Below are 17,829 nucleotides of genomic sequence, written 5' to 3' on the forward strand. Positions count from 1 at the left end.
GAATCAATTTAGTTAAATTAATCAGTAAGCAAATCAAAAGAACTTCATAAATCGGTAGCCAAAAGAACTTATTATGAATTCATGAAATACGATTTCAAAAGAGATTTAATTTGGCTAATTACTAGGCCGTGGATATTAGTGCCTAGATTTATTCAAATAGTTGGGGCGATTTCATTATTATTAGCAAGACTTATTTTTCAAGGTTCAAGCAATGACGAGAAGACTCAAAAGAACCTAGCTAAATTTCTACTTAAAACACTTGTTAGTCTGGGTCCCTGTTTTATAAAAGTAGGGCAAGCCCTCTCAACTAGGCCAGATCTAATAAGGAAAGATTGGTTGGAAGAATTAACAAACCTTCAAGATAACTTACCCTCATTTCCTCACGAAAAAGCACTTCAGACTATTGAAAGTGAGCTAGGTAGACCAGCCAATGATCTTTTTGAAGAATTTCCCTCAATACCAATAGCCTCAGCAAGCCTTGGACAGGTTTATAAAGCAAAGTTAACGAACAATTATTGGGTAGCAGTTAAAGTTCAAAGGCCTCTTCTTATTTTCAATATAAGAAGAGATATCGTAATTATAAAAATACTTGGTGTTCTTAGTGCACCAATACTTCCATTAAATCTCGGGTTTGGATTAGGTGAAATAATAGATGAGTTTGGAAGAAGCTTATTTGATGAAGTTGATTATACAAAAGAAGCTAATAATGCTGAAAGATTTTCTACACTTTTCCAGAATAACAAGTCAGTAACTATACCAAAAGTAGAAAAACATTTATCATCTTTAAAGGTATTAACGACAAGTTGGATTAACGGTACAAAATTAAAAGACAGAAATGAATTAGTTGTAAATAATTTAAATCCATCAAAAATTATTAGAACTGGAGTTATCAGCGGAATACAGCAGTTATTAGAATTTGGATACTTTCATGCAGATCCTCATCCGGGAAACATGTTTGCTCTTGAAGGTCATAATGATGATTTAGGCAATATCGCCTATGTTGATTTTGGAATGATGGACTCAATTTCAGAGGAAGACAGATTAACTCTCACTGGCGCAATTGTTCACTTAATAAACAACGATTTTCATGCAGTAGCAAAAGATTTTCAAAATCTTGGTTTTTTAAATAAAGATCAAGACCTTAAGCCTCTAATACCTGTATTAAAGGAAGTTCTTGGAAGCGCAATTGGTAAAGATGTTGCATCATTTAATTTTAAAGAAATTACTAATAAATTCTCTGAATTAATGTTTGATTATCCCTTTAGAGTTCCAGCAAGATTTGCTCTAATTATAAGGGCTGTTATCAGCCAAGAAGGACTTGCTCTTCGCTTGGATCCTGATTTTAAAATTATAGATTTAGCTTATCCTTATGTCGCGAAAAGATTACTTACTTCAGATACGAACGAAATGATAAATATATTGTTAGATGTTATATTTGATCAGAATGGCCACATTAGAGTTGAACGAATAGAAAATTTATTTGATGTTCTAGTACAGGACTCAACTACACCGGCGAAAGAACTGATTCCTGTAGCAGGTGCAGGCATTAAGCTATTAACTAGCTCTAGAGGCTCGCTAATAAGGAAGAACTTATTAATGAGCATTATTAAAGATGAAAGAATAGACACAAAAGATATGAAACAATTAATCAAGCTAGTGCGAAAAACATTCAATCCTTTAAGAATGGTTTCAAGTCTAACAAAACAAAACAAAACACAAGTTGCATAGAATATTTTTATAAAATATAATAAATAAAAAAAATTTAGATAAACATTAAAGCATGATCAATATTAAAAATATTCTCGCATTTGTTTTAGCTAACTTAGAAGCAGAAGATATTCCAGATATAAATGAGTTCATCTCCAATTATCAACAAATAAAGCCAATTGAAGATCCTATTTTTTGGCTCTCTTGTGGAGCATTTATTTGCCTGATGTCTGGATTGATATTTGCAGACATAATGAAATCAAAACTAAATAATTGGTCATCAAAAAAAATTTCACCAAATCCACTAGAAAATCCTAGAACAATATCAAGTTGGTTTTCATTCTTTACAGGCTTAACAATTATTTTCGTAAGTGCATTAAGTATCATAAACTTTTCTATTATTAAATCAGTAATATTTTCTTCATTTATCTCAATACTTTTTGGCATAAGCATGTGGAAAGCTATTAAAGATTTATTAATCCAAGTAGAAGAGGGAACAGTTAAAGAAATAGATGAATTTTTCTAATGAAAATAGATTTTATAAACTGTATTTTGAAATCAATATAGTATTTAGTTTATAAATAATGCCACTTAATAGATTACAAAAGATAATATCTGAGTCCGGTCTTTTATCAAGACGGAAAGCTGACTTAGTAATAAAACAGGGCAGAGTAACATTAAACGGAAGGCAAGCTGTTCTCGGAGAGAAAGCAGATCCAACCTCTGATCAAATTTTGGTTGACGGTAGACATTTACCTAAAAAGCTAAATCATAAAGTTTTTCTATTAAATAAACCTTATGGAGTCATATCTAGCTGCGAAGATAATCATGGAAGGAAAACAATTTTAAGTTTTATTCCATCACACTTACGTCTTGGTATTCACCCTGTGGGAAGGTTAGACTTTGATAGCAGAGGAGCAATTCTATTGACCAATAATGGAGAGTTAACACTTAGACTTACACATCCAAAATACTCCCATACAAAAACATATCTTGTTTGGGTAAGTGGCAAGCCAAGTCAATCAATGCTAGATAATTGGAGAAGGGGGATTTTTCTTGATGGAAAAAAAACACTGCCAGCGAAAATAGAATTTTTGGATAACGACTCTCGCAAAACTCTTCTAAAAGTAATTTTGAAAGAGGGTCGCAATCGCCAAATCCGAAGAATAGCAGATCTCATTGGACATCCAGTTCAAGATTTGCAAAGAATATCGATCTCAAATATAAACTTAAATGGACTACAAGAAGGTAAGTGGCGAGAGCTAAAAAGGAAGGAATGGAGCTCAATAATCAATTAAAAACATTTGCATTGTATGGCTCTAAATTTTTACTTCAAAAAATCCTCATCAGAATTTGCTCAGGAGCAGGATCAACCTGTTTCTGAGAATGATTTTTCCGAAGCAATTAATTTATTTAAAGCTGAAAGAAAGAAATCTGGGATTTCTTTAGAGCAACTATCAAATGAGACCAAGATTTCAAAAAATGTCCTAATATCTATTGAAAATGGATGGAAAAAGTATTTACCAGAGAAAACTTATTTGATTTCAATGATCAAAAGTATTGAGACTAAGTTCAATTTAGAGAAAGGTAGTTTAAATGGTTTACTTGCACAAAAAGATAGTATTGATAAAATAACTAGTTTTAAATTTAATTTCATAAATATAGACTTTCTTAATAGCTGGGTTGGGAGCTTATTATATATTGTCTTTATGCTTTCATCGATATTAGCCCTTAACATTCAACAAAAATATCTTATAAAAATAAATAGTGTTTCGACTGAACCAATAATTTTAGAAAATACTATCATAAATGATGAAAATACAATCAATAAAAAAGAAAAGTAATGTTATCTCTTATTTGCTTTAGCTATCTCACCATATCTTTTTAAAGATTCTTGAATATTCAAATTATTTCTAGATAATCTCCATGACCAATTATTCTCTACTGTCCCAGGTTTGTTAAAGCGAGAATTATTATCAAGATTTAATAAATCTTGCATAGGCGCTACAAATAATTTGGCTTTTGTTTCCATACCCATTCGTATCAATTCCCAAGAAGTGAAATTATCAAAATCAAGAATTCTTTCTCTAATTTGTTCTTTTCTTTCTTGATCCATCTCTTTCCACCACCCTTGAGAAGTTGAATTATCGTGCGTTCCTGTATAAACAATCCAATTTTCATTTTTAATATTCTCTGGCAAATAGGGATTATCTAAATTCCCATCAAAAGCAAATTGAAGTATCTTCATTCCTGCTAATTCAAAGTCATCGCGTAACTTTTCAACTTTTGATGTTATGAGACCTAGGTCTTCTGCAACTAAAGGAAGAAAACCACTGCAATCTTTTTTTATTAAACCTAGGATTTCTCTTCCCGGGGAAGATAACCAAAAACCATTCTCAGCTGTTTTATCTTTACCAGGAATTGCCCAAAAAGCTTCCAAAGCACGAAAATGATCAAGTCGTAAAAAATCAACTTGTTCTAGATGTCTTGAAATTCTTTTTCTCCACCATCTATATTTGCCTGCTTTATGCCTACTCCAACGATAAACAGGGTTCCCCCAAAGCTGGCCGGTCTCAGAGAAATAATCAGGAGGAACACCACTTTGAAGGAATGTATTTGAATTCGTTAAAATAGAAAACAATGATCGATTACTCCAAACATCAGCACTATCTTTAGACACGTAAAAAGGGACATCTCCAAATAAAAAAATCCCCAGATCTTTTGCAAGTTTTCTGATTGATTTCCACTGCCTGTCTAAATGCCATTGGAGCAAACTATGACCTAACAATTCTCTTTGATTATTAATTTTCCACTTTGCTAATTCTTTCTTATCCTTGGCTGCATATTTATCTGGCCATTCCCACCATGGAAGATCATTGTTTTGAATTTTTAGTTCCATAAATATGGAATGATCATCCAACCAAAATTGTCTTGAGCACCATATTTCAAATTCTTCTTGAATAGTTCTATTCTGTTTATTCCAATAATCAACCAAAGAAGACCGCAAGGCCTTAACTTTTGAATTAGCTAATTGAAAATCGACTCTATCATCACAAAAAATATTTTCAGTAGAGAATATTTCTAGATTATTAGCCAAGAAACCGTCTCTAACTAAATCATTCTGATCAAGGAACCATGGATTAAAAGCAAAACTTGATGGAGAACTATAAGGAGATCCAAATGAATCCGTAGGAGCTAGAGGTAAAAATTGCCAAACTCCTATCCCAGATGCAGCTAGTTCATTAAGCCAAATTCGAGCAGGGTTGCCAAAAGTACCGCAGACAGGGCTATCAGGCAATGAGGTTGGATGAAGAAGGATCCCTGAATTTCTTTCTAATTTCACTTTTTTATCTCTAAAAAACACGAAGAAAAACTAATAATGCTATTTTTTTATTAAATTCAAAATGGATTCCATTGTAAAAGGGGAAATCTTTTTCTTAAGTATCAAAAAAATATATTTAGTATTTTTATACTAACAAATCTAATAATAATTAAACATTTATTTTAGAAAAAACAAATTTCTTTTGAATTAAAGCAAAAATTCTTTTTATATTTCTTTCCATCAATAGCATTATTTATGCATACTGCCAAAATAATTTTCTTTTAATAAGCCACAATCACAAGCGATGATTAAATTTGAGATTTTATATTTTTCATTCAAAGAGAGAGCCTGCTCCTCAAGATGACCCTATTTCCATAATCCAGCTCTTTTATCTTTGTATTTTCAGCAAAAGCACCTTTAAAAATCTTTAAGTCTTTACCTAAAGTCAAATTATTAATGTTTTCAAAAGAAAATTCTTTAGAAGATATTTGCTTTAGCCCACCACCCAAAAAGAAGACAGGGCAATGATTCCAGGTTTCACAAAAGCAGATGAGATCTTTTAAGAAAAAAATAAACAACGCTTTTAGATGATCATGTATCAACATAAAGGTAGATTGGTAAATATTATTTCTTGCTTGCGGTGGAACCGTGACTAGTTTTATAACCGCAGCACATCCTGAGCCTACTAGTCTCAAGCATGACACTAATAGACTCAGATTGATTAGCGGGACATCAAATACAGCATTAGCAACAGAGATTGCGACTTATATGGGGATAACCAATGTCCCTCTAGTTTCAAAAAGGTTTGCGGATGGAGAGCTCTACGTTCAAATCCAGCAATCAATAAGAGGATGTGATGTTTTTCTAATACAGCCAACCTGTGCTCCTGTTAATGACAGCTTAATGGAGCTCATGATCATGGTGGACGCCTGCAAAAGAGCATCTGCCAGACAAATTACAGCAGTAATTCCATACTTCGGTTACGCCAGGGCAGACAGAAAGACAGCAGGTAGAGAGTCAATAACCGCGAAACTAACCGCAAATATTCTTGTCAAATCAGGGGTAGATAGAGTATTAGCTATGGATTTACATTCGGCACAAATACAAGGTTATTTTGATATCCCCTGCGATCACATATATGGTTCACCGGTTTTAGTTGATTATCTATCAACAATGAAACTTGACGAAATCGTGGTCGTCTCTCCTGATGTAGGTGGTGTAGCCAGAGCAAGAGCCTTTGCTAAACAAATGAAGGACTCACCTCTAGCAATCATTGACAAGCGCCGCTCAGGGCATAATGTTGCCGAAAGTCTCACAGTGATTGGGGAAGTCTCAAATAAAACTGCAATATTGATTGATGACATGATTGACACTGGAGGAACTATTTGTGCAGGAGCTGAATTACTTAGGAAAGAAGGTGCAAAAAAAGTAATTGCATGTGCATCTCATGCTGTTTTCTCTCCACCTGCTTACGAGAGACTTTCAAAAGAAGGCCTTTTTGAACAAGTTATTGTCACTAATAGTATTCCTGTACCTACCAACTTAGATTTCTCTCAATTAAAGGTCTTATCAGTTGCAAATATGCTTGGAGAAGCTATTTGGAGAATTCACGAAGAGAGTTCTGTTAGCTCAATGTTCAGATAATTCTGTAAATTCACTTCAAAATTAGTTCCACTACCTCTCTTGTATTTGGTGAAATATTTGCTCTATTTATTTTTAAAATTGATTTATACATTCCCTCCTTATTCTCATCGACGTATGTTTTCCATTTACTAAAGATTTTCACCATTCTTGAGGCAGTTATTGGATTAATTTTATCTAAATCTATTAATTTATCAGCAAAAAATAAATAGCCTTGTCCATCAAGAGAATGAAATAACTCAATATTTTTACTAAATCCTCCTAGAACAGCTCGTATTGCATTTGGAGCCTTCCAATCAAATTTAGGGTGTGATAATAATTTTTCAATAACATCAATTCCTTTTTTATTAGGTCTTGACGCCTCATATGCAAACCATGAATCCAAAACCACTGCGTTATCATTCCAGATGTTATAAAATAAATTTGAAGCTTCATTAGTTTCAACACTATCAAGTGGTTTCAATGCCCCTAGTGCTGCCTTTGAGATAGTCATTGAAGAATGATTAATTGATTCAACACAATTCTTTTTAATATTACTATCGCCCGCAAGAGTTAAATAAGACCAAATAATTCCTAATAGTTTTCTTTGACCTTTACCCTTAGGCCATTCATGGTCAATATTGACAAGTAATTTATCAGCTAGTGTTCTTAACTCTTGAAGAATTCCCTTACCAATTAAAACTTTGAAATCAAGTGACTTTCTATATATATTTATTGGATCAACTTTGTCAAAGAGAGATTCCAATTCTGCGAAACCAGGAGTCGTTAAAAGAGTTGCCAAAAAACAAGGATCTTTTATTTCTAAAGATTTCATGGATTGCTTAATAGCAAAAATAAACTTCTCTTCCAATGAGGAATTTGCTTTGTTAAAAAGCCTATTTTTAATCATTTCACGCATTAAAAACTGACAAGAGTCCCACCTCGAGAAATAGTCATTATCATTTAAGAAAAGAAAAAGATAATCATCTATAGACAAATCAGATTCCCAAACGACAGGGGAAGAGAAACGTCTAAAAATTGATAGAACTGGGGCTTCTTTCTCTAATGGGAGTTTAATTTTTAGATTCTTATTATTTTTATCTAAGATAAATAATTTTTCCTCAAATATAGGTATAGCTCCTTTCTCTCTGCTATAACAAGAATAAAGAATTGGAATAATCATTTCAATATTTTGATTAGTCTGATCACTCTCTAATTTCTGCTTAAAAGAAACATTTAAAATTGAATTTTTCGAATCCCAAGATTGATTGACATCTACTTTTGGTGTACCTGATTTATAATACCAATTAAGAAATTTTGATACATCAAAAGGACAGTTGCTTTCTTCTATATAGGCGCCTTTTATTAATGAATCAATGAAATTCTCAGTTGTAGCGGCAGTGCCATCAAAATCTTTAATATAGATATCAATACCTCTAAAAAACATTTCTTTGCCAAGTAATAGCTCAAGCATTCTTATCAACTCAGCACCCTTTTCATAAATAGTTGTTGTATAAAAGTTATCGATAGCCACATACTCTTTAGGCTTCACAGCATGTGAAGTAGGTCCTTTATCTTCAGCAAATTGAAAATTCCTAAGAAATGAAACATCTTCTATTCTTTTAAGTCCAGTGCTATGAAGATCTGAAGTAAAAGTTTGATCTCTAAAAACTGTCAACCCCTCCTTCAATGAAAGCTGAAACCAATCTCGACATGTAATTCTATTACCGGTCCAATTGTGAAAATATTCATGAGCTATCACACTTTCTATTCTCTCTAATTCATCATCAGTTGCAGTCTTTGAGTCTGCTAAAACCAATTTTGAATTAAAAATATTTAGTCCTTTATTTTCCATTGCCCCCATATTGAAATGCCTAACCGCAACAATTTTATATTCATCTAAATCATATTCAAGACCATAAGTATCCTCATCCCATTTCATTGCTTTTTTTAGCGAATTTATAGCATGTTTTGTATATATTTCATCTCCAGATTCAACATATATTTCAATATCAATTAATCTTCCTGTATTTGTAATATATTTATCAGAAACTGAATTAAGCTTACCAGCAACTAAAGCGAATAAATAGCTTGGTTTAGGGAAAGGGTCTTCCCAAATCACTTCATGTCTATTAATATTATTTTTTAATTTACCTGAATATTTCTTATTTCCATTTGACAGTAATATAGGATATGAAGAACTGTCAGCCTCCAATCTTACCGTATATTTACTTAAGACATCAGGCCTGTCAGGATGATAACAGATACGTCTAAATCCTTCAGCTTCGCATTGTGTGGTTAACATCCCTGAGCTTACATATAATCCTTCTAAAGATGTATTTCTAAAAGGATCAATTTTCGATCTTATTTTTAATTCAAACTCTGCCCCCGGAGGACTAGTAATAATCAAGCATTTATCGGTAACTAAATATTGTTCTGACTTAAGCTCTATTGCGTTTATTGATATTGATAACAATTCAATTTGATTACCATTAAGAATAAGCTTTGTGGATTCTTTATGCTTTGGTTTAATTATCATTCTTGACTGCACAACGACAAAGTCCGTTCGAATATCAAAATTTAAATCTATTCTTGGTATTAAGAAAGGATATTCAACATAGTCTGATAATTTAATAGATTCCTGAGTTAACATATTAAATAAATTTCTTTAATTTAGAATATAATTTATTTCTTTTGGTTTAATTGTTCAACAGTTTTTAAGAATTTTTTCTTATCTTCATCTGGAACCATCTCAGGGCAATTCTTAATGGCACCATCAAGAATTTGCAAAATTGCTCCATTATAGATATTTTTTTCTGGTAGTTTTTCTTTTCCTAATTCTTTAATTAATCCGCCATGTCTACTTGTTATGAGCAATTCATAATTTTTCGCGGCCAAGGAAATAGCCTTAGGGAATTCAACTTCAATTTGTCTTGCCATACACAAATAGTTTATTCCTATTTGTCTATATAAAAAAATATCTTCATCACTAGCAGGAATAATATTAATTTCCGTTTTGTCAGTTCTAATTTTGGTTGTATTAGATTCAGACTTTATGGAATTACTGCAACTTGATAGAAATATTGAAGCAGAAATAATTGATAAAGCCAAGATTTTGTGTCTTAGTGAATTTTTAATTTTTCTCAAGAGATTTTAGTCGGTAAGAAACATATGATGCAGGGAAAAAATCTATTAAAAATTCTTCACTTGCAAATTAAATATATAATATACATTGATTTCTATCAAAATAGATTTAACAAACTCCTCAGTTGGGATTCTTAATCCTTATTTCATGGTGATTTTCAACTATCTTCAACTTATCGTTAAACCAACTGTAAATAGTTCTGGATCGAAATTTATCTTGGTCTATTAAGCGAGTATGTTCCAATACGTGCCAGTTATCGTAATTAGTATCAAAAATCAATTCGTGTTCATCAACTTGCCTAATGTTTGATATTCCTGAAGAATCGGTTAAATAAGAACAATCACGTATTAGTTGATGCCCTTGTAATTGGGCAATTATTTCTCCTTCACTTTTATAAGTTGGTCGTTTAATAAAAAAATCTTTTTCATCCTCGCACCACCACTTAAACTGATAGCTTTCAAATTCCGAATCTCGTTGATTTAACTTGCTTACATTTATGTACATTTCCAAATTAATAGCCTTTTCTTTATCAAAAAAATATTGTCTTTTTGAATGCCACAAACCAATATTTCGATCAAACCATCGCCTTAAATTACTATCAAAGTTGATTCGAAGTCTATCAATACCTACAGAAGAGTCTCTAGTTCTTTCAATACCAGATGAATGAGAAATAGCCATTTTCTGGAACTGAGAGATTTAAAAGTATTCACTTAATTATTAGCCAATACCTAAAATGAGTCTCACTACCTTAAGGTATGCGTAATTATTCAGTTCGCTCGACACTGTGGATAGTGCCGAAGCTCAGGACCGACGGCAGTTAAAACTGTTGCTTGTGGCATCTCGCCACCATCTCTCTAGGGGAGATATTCGTTCGTTAATTGAATATCTGGAGACAGAAGATAGTGGTTTCATTGTCAACTTAGAATTTTCAGATCCTAAAGAGAACCCAGAATTACTCGAGCTATATAGATTAGTGGCACTTCCTGCACTAATAAAATTAGATCCTTCGCCTAAACAAATTTTTGCTGGAAGTTCAATTTGTTCACAAGTTAAAACTTGGGTACCAAGATGGCAACATGAAGGGCTAATCAACTCTGTTGGTATCAGTCTTAGAGCAAAGACACTTGAATCCAATCAAACACAAAAAGAACTACTTCTAGAGGATGATCTTCTAGTTCTTCGACAAGAAAACGAAACACTCACTAAAAAAATACATTCGCAAGAAAGTCTTCTAAGAATGGTTGCTCATGAATTGAGAACTCCTTTAACAGCTGCTGGTTTAGCTCTCCAAAGTCAAAAACTCGGACAAATCAGCATGTCTAAATTTCAAGAAGTCTTAAAAAGAAGGTTAGAAGAGATTGAACTACTATCAAAGGACTTATTAGAAGTTGGAAGTACTCGCTGGGAAACTTTATTTAATCCTCAAAAAGTTGATCTGGCGAACTTATCTGCTGAAGCGATACTCGAGCTTGAGAAGCTATGGCTCAATCGCAAAATAAAAATAAATACTGATATTCCCTCTGATTTGCCCTCGGTTTTCGCAGATCAAAGAAGAATTATGCAGGTTTTACTAAACCTTATCGAAAATGCCTTGAAATTTTCCGAAGACGAAGGTGAAATTTTTATAACAATGCTTCACAGAACAAATCAATGGGTTGAAGTAATTGTTCGAGATAATGGACCTGGAATCCCATCAGAAGAACAACATCGAATATTTGTTGATCGAGTGAGACTTCCACAAACTTCTCAAGAGACAACTGGCTTTGGCATTGGCCTTTCAGTTTGCCGAAGAATTGTTGAAGTCCATGGTGGAAAGATCTGGGTAGTTTCCAAACCGACCGAAGGTGCATGTTTTTACTTCACTGTTCCTGTATGGCGAGGCCAAAACAAGGATCAAGAAGCCTTGACGAGTGGCAAGGCGGGCCCGTAACTTTCAATTGTGATAACAATCACCTATTGTGATTTGTCACTGCATCTGGCCCCATCGTCTAGAGGCCTAGGACACCTCCCTTTCACGGAGGCGACAGGGGTTCGAATCCCCTTGGGGCTATAAATAAACTTATTTAAAACCTTCTATTTGGCTAATCACCATAGAAGGTTTTTCAATAGCTTTCATTCCTTGACTTGCGTACATTAATAAATCCTTTTTTAGAGCAAAGTTGAGCAAAATAAATGTGGAAACATAATAATTGAATTAATTTTCAGAAAACAGAAAATCTCTAAAACCTCTTTTGATAGCTTGATCTAAGAATAGTAATGATCTTGTGACGGTCTTAAAAGGTGAACCAATAAGTTAGTAATATCAAAATAAAACAGCTAAAAGTTACCTCTTCTTGGTAATCTCACGTTCTAATTTAAGTATTTATGGCTTACTCAGAGACAAAGGTAGTTCTTGGTGGTCTTGCCCATATTCCTATTATAATTGGTTTTTTCTACCTAATACGCAGGCAATATTCATTTGGTGCCATGCTGCGAACCGGGAAAAATGCCTTAAGCGAAAAAGTTAAATCTGCTCCTGCCAAAACTGCTGCTGCTCCTGCTAAAGCTGCTGCTGCTCCTGCTAAAGCTGCTGCTGCTCCTGCTAAAGCTGCTGCTGCTCCTGCTAAAGCTGCTGCTGCTGCTCCCAAAGCTGCTGCTCCTGCTAAAGCTGCTGCTCCTGCTAAAGCTGCTGCTCCTGCTAAAGCTGCTGGAGAAAAGAAACCTCATGCAGATGTACCAGTAAATACTTATAAACCAAAAGCACCTTTCACAGGGACAGTGGTTGAAAATTATTCAGCACTAAAAGAAGGCGCAATTGGAAAAGTTCAACACATAACTTTTGATCTATCTGGAGGAGACCCAGAATTCAAATATGTTGAAGGTCAAAGTTGCGGAATCCTTGCAGCAGGTGAAGATGCCAAAGGGAAGCCTCATAGGCCAAGGCTTTATTCAATTGCTAGCACTCGATATGGTGATAATTTTGCAGGAAATACACTTTCATTGTGTGTTCGCCAACTTCAGTATGAAAAAGATGGTGAAACAATAAATGGAGTTTGTTCAACCTATTTGTGTAACCTATCCCCCGGAGATAAAGTAAAAATTAGTGGGCCAGTAGGGAAAGAAATGCTACTGCCTGATGAAGAAGATTCAAACATAATAATGCTTGCGACAGGTACCGGCATAGCTCCTATGAGAGCTTACTTAAGAAGGATGTTTGAACCCACAGAAATTGAAAAACATAAGTGGAATTTCAAAGGAAAAGCTTGGTTATTTATGGGCGCGCCTAAGACCGCAAACTTGCTTTATGACGCTGATTTTGAACACTACAAATCAAAATTCCCCGAAAATCTCAGATACACAAAAGCAATCAGTAGAGAGCAGAACAATACAAAAGGAGGGAGAATGTACATTCAAGACAGGGTCCTTGAACATGCAGAAGAGATATTCAATATGATTGAGGATCCTAAAACTCATATTTACTTATGTGGATTAAAAGGAATGGAGCCTGGTATTGATGAAGCAATGACAACTGCAGCTGCTGCAAAAGGTTTAGATTGGTCTGAACTTAGACCTAAACTAAGAAAAGCAGGCAGATGGCACGCTGAGACTTACTAGATAAATATAAAAGTCTGGAAAGCGATAATTATTAATTACTTTAAAAATATTTTTTCTATATTTAATCAATCAACATCAATTTGTTTTTGGACTTGCGACCATTAAATTGGCGTGATGATTAGAAACAATTTGGAAAAAATTTCTAAGCTAATTGGCAAGGAGTTTATCAATGAGCATGCCGGTAACAAACCCATTGAGAATCGGTCTTCGCCAAGAGCGGGTAGTGCCTCCTCAATGTCTTGTTATCTTTGGTGCTTCAGGGGATCTAACTCACCGGAAACTTGTTCCTGCTTTATTCGAGCTTTTCAAGCAAAGAAGATTACCAAGTGAGTTTGCAGTTTTAGGTTGTGCTAGAAGACCATGGACTGATGAAATATTTAAAGAAAAAATGGAAGAAGCTCTTTCTTCTCAAATAAAAGAAAGTCCAAAAGAATGGGAATTATTCTCTCAAAATCTTTTCTATGAACCTGTAGACCTTCAACAACCAGAGCACCTAGTAAAGCTTGGAGAAAGACTGGAAATAATTGACAAGTTAAGAGCAACTCATGGCCATCGAACTTTCTACCTTTCAGTTTCTCCCAAATTTTATGGAAGTGGATGCAGGGCTTTAGCAGCAGCAGGATTATTGAAAGATCCCAAGCGCAGCAGAGTTGTAATTGAAAAACCTTTTGGAAGAGACTTCAATAGCGCTCAGATACTCAATTCTCTGGTTCAGAGTTGTGCTCAAGAAAGTCAAATATTTCGAATAGATCATTATTTAGGGAAAGAAACCGTTCAAAACATTCTTGTTCTCAGATTTGCAAATACGATTTTTGAACCTATTTGGAATAGAAATTACATTTCGAGTGTTCAAATCACCAGTTCCGAAACAGTTGGAGTTGAAGATCGAGCAGGATATTACGAATCTTCAGGAGCGCTAAGAGATATGGTTCAAAACCATCTAACTCAAATGCTTGCCTTAACAACAATGGAACCACCTGGACATTTTGATCCAGAAGCCATAAGAAATGAAAAAGCCAAAGTGCTTCAAGCAGTAAAGCTTGCTAATGAAGAAAAGCCCTGGGAATGCTGCGTTAGAGGACAGTATTCAAAAGGAGGAAGCGATGCAGATCCACTACTTGGATATAGAGAAGAACCTGGTGTTAATCCAAACAGCACAACCGAAACATATGTAGCCATGAAGCTTTTCATAGACAATTGGAGATGGCAGGGGGTCCCTTTTTACGTGAGGACAGGAAAAAGATTAGCTAAAAGACTTAGTGAGGTTGTTCTTACATTTAGAGAAGCTCCTGTTCACCTTTTTGATGCAGCTGGGGGATGCCCAACATCAAACCAATTGATCCTAAGAATTCAACCCAACGAAGGAGCCGAATTTAGTTTTGAGGTGAAATCGCCAGGTTCTGGCATGAGAAGTAGACCTGTAAATATGGAGTTTTCTTATGATGAATCCTTTGGAGAGCCATCAGATGAGGGTTATGTAAGACTCCTTGCTGATGCAATGCTTGGAGATCCAACATTGTTTACTCGAAGCGATGAAGTAGAGGCTGCTTGGCGTTTATATACTCCTCTTTTAGAGAAGATTGAGGATTCCCCCTGGGAATTACCTGTTTATCCATATGAATCAAGGACATGGGGACCTACTGAATCAGACTTACTAATTGGCAAAGATCAGCTTCTATGGAGAAGACCTTGAAAAAATTAAATCTAAATCTTTCATTCGAACCAAATTAAATGTCTCCTCAATTAACCCTTCAAACCCCTCTTCAGCTACCTCCAGCTGAAATTCCTACTTATCTTGAGCAACTCTGGTCTCATGAAGAAAGAGGAGATAAAGGAGCCAACACTTTTTGTTTAATTGTCTGGCAACCTGCTTGGATCGAACAAAAACTAGTCAAAACTGGAAAAATATCTGGGCCGGTAGTAGGTAGTCAAAGGAATGATCTTATAGAAGCTGCTAGAGAAATTATTTTAAAAGGTAATCTCCCTAGCAGTACTTCACCATTAGATTTTACGGTTCAATCTTCAATTCAATGTGAAGAGCTAATTAAAAATGTAGAAGACCTTAGAGGGCAACACATTGACACTTCAATTAGTAATTTACAACCTCGAAGATTAATAACTCTTGCACCAACAATTGAGGAAGAAAATAGTTTAGAAACATTAGTTGCCGCATATTGTCCTCTACCCGAAGAAGGCGGAGGCAAAACAGCATGTGGCGATGTAATTGTTTTAAGAGGTAATAAAACCGCAATTAATGATGGGCTTCAAATTGTTGATACTCTTGTCCCTGATGAACTTCCTTCTTGGTTGTGGTGGAATGGAAGAATTGATGAGGCTCCTGAATTCCTTACTGCTCTAGCGCTGCCAAATCGAAGATTAATTATTGATACTGCTCATGGAGAACCAAAAGTTTGCCTAAATTTATTACTTCAAAGGATTCAATCTGGACAAGCTGTTAACGACCTTAATTGGCTTCGCCTTAGAAGTTGGAGAGAGACTTTAGCGATGGTTTTTGATCCACTTCACAGAAGAAATGCTCTTGAGAATTTACAAAAAATTGATATCGATATTGAAGGTTCTCAAACAGTTCAAGGGCTTTTACTTGCTGCATGGATTGCCGATCGTCTCAACTGGAAACTTGAAAATTTCCTCTGCTCAACAAAAGATCAGCTGAAAGTGAATTTTCTTCGTCAAGACAAAACTTTTGTAGAGGTCGGTATAACCTCTCTACCTATTGGTAAGCCAAGCATTAATCCTGGCCAAATAGTTGGTTTGAGATTAATTTCAAAAGCCAAGAACAAACAAAAAAACGACCTTTGTGTCATTCTTGCCTCAGAATCTGGGGAATGTATGCGATTAGAGGCTGGAGGCATGGCAAGAATGGAACTTATTGAACAAGTAGTTCCTATTCAAAGAAACTCTTTAGAGAACGATGTTGCTCGTTTACTTTCCAGCAGTAGAGGAAATACAAGTCCTTTACTAGCTAGAGCGGCACCGATAGCAAATGAAATCCTTGATTTAGTTAATCAATCAAAAAAAATATAGTCATTAGATGGCATGTGTAATCTCTGCAATATCAAGTAACAGTGGTAAAACTCTTTTAAGTCTTCTTTTGATTTCTTGGATAAAAAGTATCAATAAAACAGTACAAACTTTTAAAGTTGGGCCTGATTATTTAGACCCTCAACAACTCACAGCGGTATCAAAGAAAGCTTGTCGCAATCTTGATCTAATTCTCTCTGGAGAAACATGGGTTAAAGAAAACTTTAATCGCTTTGGAAGATTAACTGATTATTCGTTTGTTGAAGGTGTAATGGGATTATTTGATGGAATAGGCAGCACATCAAAAGGTAGTACAGCTGAATTAGCTAAGGTTTTAAAACTGCCAGTAGTCCTTATTATTGACGCTAGGGGTAAGGCTGCTTCAATAGCAGCCTTAATAAAAGGATTTAGAGAACATGATAAGGAATTAAAGATTGCAGGCGTTGTCCTAAATAATGTTCAAACTCTCAGGCATGAAAAGATACTATTGGAGGTTCTTGATCAAATCAATATAAATGCATTGGGCTCTTTACCTCCCTGCGAAGACTTATATCTACCAACAAGGCATTTAGGTTTAGCACCAGCACATGAAATTCTTGAGTTAGAAATTAAAATTAAAAAGTGGGCATCAATAGCCAAAGAATATCTAGATATTGAAAGTTTTAAAAAGCTTTTATTACCTCCAAGCAACAATAACAACAACAAAGAAATTAATTTCTTTTCTAAGAAAGAATCAAGATTAATTCACCCAATCGCCATCGCTGAAGATAAAGCTTTTCATTTTAGGTATCAAGAAACAAAAGAATTGTTAGAAGAGAACGGCATGCCAACTATTACTTGGAAACCTCTTGAAAATGAACAGATTCCAAAAGAAGCTAGAGGGTTAATTATACCTGGTGGTTTTCCTGAGCAACATGCAAAACAATTAAGCAATTCAAAAAATAGCCTAAATTCAATAAAAATATTTTCTAAAAAGTTTCCTATATATGCTGAATGTGGCGGAATGATGCTTTTAGGTAAAAGTATATTTGATTTCGAAGGAAGAGAACATTCAATGTCTGGGATATTACCTTTTAAGACCAAAAAAGGTAAGTTAAAAATTGGTTATAGAGAAGCAACAAGTAAAAATAAAAGTCCTATTACCAGACCTGGGAATAAACTAATAGGACATGAATTTCATCGCTGGGAAATAATCAACGAAAACTATAATTCAAACATAAATCACATATGGGATATCAAGGGATGGAATATGGAGATCAAGAATGAAGGTTTTTGCAATAGTTTAATTCATGCCAGTTGGTTACATCTACATTGGGCAAGTTCGCCTTTAATCCTAGAAAAATGGAAAAGGACTGTTATGAATTATGCCTAAAGTAAATCTATTTTAAAAATAATATTT

14 protein-coding genes and 1 tRNA gene are annotated in these 17,829 nt (G+C 34.5%); 11 read left to right on the forward strand and 4 right to left on the reverse strand.

Annotation, left to right across the window (positions count from 1 at the left end; translation table 11 throughout):
• The first annotated feature begins 81 nt into the window (after positions 1–81).
• From AC6EIY_RS04140 to AC6EIY_RS04155, 4 genes are read left to right on the forward strand one after another with little or no spacing between them, the layout of a single operon-like run.
• Entirely contained in the window at positions 82–1,728 is a 1,647-nt protein-coding gene (locus tag AC6EIY_RS04140) for an ABC1 kinase family protein (RefSeq protein ID WP_498507749.1), read from the forward strand.
• A gap of 52 nt (positions 1,729–1,780) precedes the next feature.
• Positions 1,781–2,233, forward strand: coding sequence for a hypothetical protein (locus AC6EIY_RS04145; RefSeq protein WP_498507750.1), 453 nt, complete (start codon positions 1,781–1,783; stop codon positions 2,231–2,233).
• Positions 2,234–2,291: 58 nt separating this feature from the next.
• Positions 2,292–3,005 (forward strand): pseudouridine synthase, encoded by a 714-nt coding sequence (locus AC6EIY_RS04150; RefSeq protein WP_498507752.1) that lies wholly within the window; start codon positions 2,292–2,294, stop codon positions 3,003–3,005.
• A gap of 15 nt (positions 3,006–3,020) precedes the next feature.
• Positions 3,021–3,551, forward strand: a complete 531-nt coding sequence (locus AC6EIY_RS04155; RefSeq protein ID WP_498507753.1) for a helix-turn-helix domain-containing protein — start codon at positions 3,021–3,023, stop codon at positions 3,549–3,551.
• Between the two features lie 2 nt (positions 3,552–3,553).
• Here AC6EIY_RS04155 and malQ read toward each other — a convergent pair whose 3' ends face one another.
• Entirely contained in the window at positions 3,554–5,050 is a 1,497-nt protein-coding gene (gene malQ, locus AC6EIY_RS04160; protein ID WP_498507755.1) for a 4-alpha-glucanotransferase, read from the reverse strand.
• Positions 5,051–5,677: 627 nt separating this feature from the next.
• Between malQ and AC6EIY_RS04165 the strand changes: the two genes are divergently transcribed.
• A complete protein-coding gene (locus tag AC6EIY_RS04165; protein ID WP_498507756.1) occupies positions 5,678–6,673 on the forward strand; it encodes a ribose-phosphate pyrophosphokinase in 996 nt (331 codons plus the stop codon).
• 10 nt (positions 6,674–6,683) lie between these two features.
• On the opposite strand, the gene pepN is transcribed toward AC6EIY_RS04165, so the two are convergent.
• The 3 genes from pepN to AC6EIY_RS04180 all read right to left on the reverse strand — a co-directional run bounded on the left by pepN (position 6,684) and on the right by AC6EIY_RS04180 (position 10,472).
• A complete protein-coding gene (gene pepN, locus AC6EIY_RS04170) occupies positions 6,684–9,302 on the reverse strand; it encodes an aminopeptidase N (protein WP_498507757.1) in 2,619 nt (872 codons plus the stop codon).
• 32 nt (positions 9,303–9,334) lie between these two features.
• A complete protein-coding gene (locus AC6EIY_RS04175) occupies positions 9,335–9,760 on the reverse strand; it encodes a DUF8650 domain-containing protein (protein ID WP_498507758.1) in 426 nt (141 codons plus the stop codon).
• 154 nt (positions 9,761–9,914) lie between these two features.
• Positions 9,915–10,472 carry a hypothetical protein gene (locus AC6EIY_RS04180; protein ID WP_498507759.1) on the reverse strand — a complete coding sequence of 186 codons (558 nt, stop codon included), beginning with the start codon at positions 10,470–10,472 and terminating at the stop codon, positions 9,915–9,917.
• Positions 10,473–10,578: 106 nt separating this feature from the next.
• On the opposite strand from AC6EIY_RS04180, the gene AC6EIY_RS04185 reads away from it, so the two are divergent.
• From AC6EIY_RS04185 to AC6EIY_RS04210, 6 genes are all read left to right on the forward strand, one after another.
• Positions 10,579–11,724: a histidine kinase gene (locus AC6EIY_RS04185; protein WP_498507760.1), complete on the forward strand. Its 1,146-nt coding sequence runs from the start codon at positions 10,579–10,581 to the stop codon at positions 11,722–11,724.
• A 47-nt stretch (positions 11,725–11,771) separates the two neighbouring features.
• A tRNA-Glu gene (locus AC6EIY_RS04190) sits at positions 11,772–11,844 on the forward strand.
• Between the two features lie 314 nt (positions 11,845–12,158).
• Positions 12,159–13,388: a ferredoxin-NADP reductase gene (locus AC6EIY_RS04195; RefSeq protein WP_498507761.1), complete on the forward strand. Its 1,230-nt coding sequence runs from the start codon at positions 12,159–12,161 to the stop codon at positions 13,386–13,388.
• Positions 13,389–13,557: 169 nt separating this feature from the next.
• The gene (zwf, locus tag AC6EIY_RS04200) at positions 13,558–15,081 is read left to right on the forward strand and encodes a glucose-6-phosphate dehydrogenase (protein WP_498507762.1); all 1,524 of its coding nucleotides are present in this window, start codon (positions 13,558–13,560) and stop codon (positions 15,079–15,081) included.
• A 38-nt stretch (positions 15,082–15,119) separates the two neighbouring features.
• A complete protein-coding gene (locus AC6EIY_RS04205) occupies positions 15,120–16,433 on the forward strand; it encodes a glucose-6-phosphate dehydrogenase assembly protein OpcA (protein WP_498507763.1) in 1,314 nt (437 codons plus the stop codon).
• A 7-nt stretch (positions 16,434–16,440) separates the two neighbouring features.
• Positions 16,441–17,802 (forward strand): cobyrinic acid a,c-diamide synthase CobB, encoded by a 1,362-nt coding sequence (locus AC6EIY_RS04210; RefSeq protein ID WP_498507764.1) that lies wholly within the window; start codon positions 16,441–16,443, stop codon positions 17,800–17,802.
• The last annotated feature ends 27 nt before the right edge of the window (positions 17,803–17,829 follow it).

The organism is Prochlorococcus sp. MIT2304 (assembly GCF_059772405.1).

Excerpts from the sequence above, each read along its gene's own strand:
- AC6EIY_RS04140 (WP_498507749.1), top strand. The coding sequence starts at position 82 with ATGAAATACGATTTCAAAAGAGATTTAATTTGGCTAATTACTAGGCCG.
- AC6EIY_RS04145 (WP_498507750.1), top strand. The coding sequence starts at position 1,781 with ATGATCAATATTAAAAATATTCTCGCATTTGTTTTAGCTAACTTAGAA.
- AC6EIY_RS04150 (WP_498507752.1), top strand. The coding sequence starts at position 2,292 with ATGCCACTTAATAGATTACAAAAGATAATATCTGAGTCCGGTCTTTTA.
- AC6EIY_RS04155 (WP_498507753.1), top strand. The coding sequence starts at position 3,021 with ATGGCTCTAAATTTTTACTTCAAAAAATCCTCATCAGAATTTGCTCAG.
- pepN (WP_498507757.1), bottom strand. The coding sequence starts at position 9,302 with ATGTTAACTCAGGAATCTATTAAATTATCAGACTATGTTGAATATCCT.
- AC6EIY_RS04180 (WP_498507759.1), bottom strand. The coding sequence starts at position 10,472 with ATGGCTATTTCTCATTCATCTGGTATTGAAAGAACTAGAGACTCTTCT.
- AC6EIY_RS04195 (WP_498507761.1), top strand. The coding sequence starts at position 12,159 with ATGGCTTACTCAGAGACAAAGGTAGTTCTTGGTGGTCTTGCCCATATT.
- zwf (WP_498507762.1), top strand. The coding sequence starts at position 13,558 with ATGAGCATGCCGGTAACAAACCCATTGAGAATCGGTCTTCGCCAAGAG.
- AC6EIY_RS04205 (WP_498507763.1), top strand. The coding sequence starts at position 15,120 with ATGTCTCCTCAATTAACCCTTCAAACCCCTCTTCAGCTACCTCCAGCT.
- AC6EIY_RS04210 (WP_498507764.1), top strand. The coding sequence starts at position 16,441 with ATGGCATGTGTAATCTCTGCAATATCAAGTAACAGTGGTAAAACTCTT.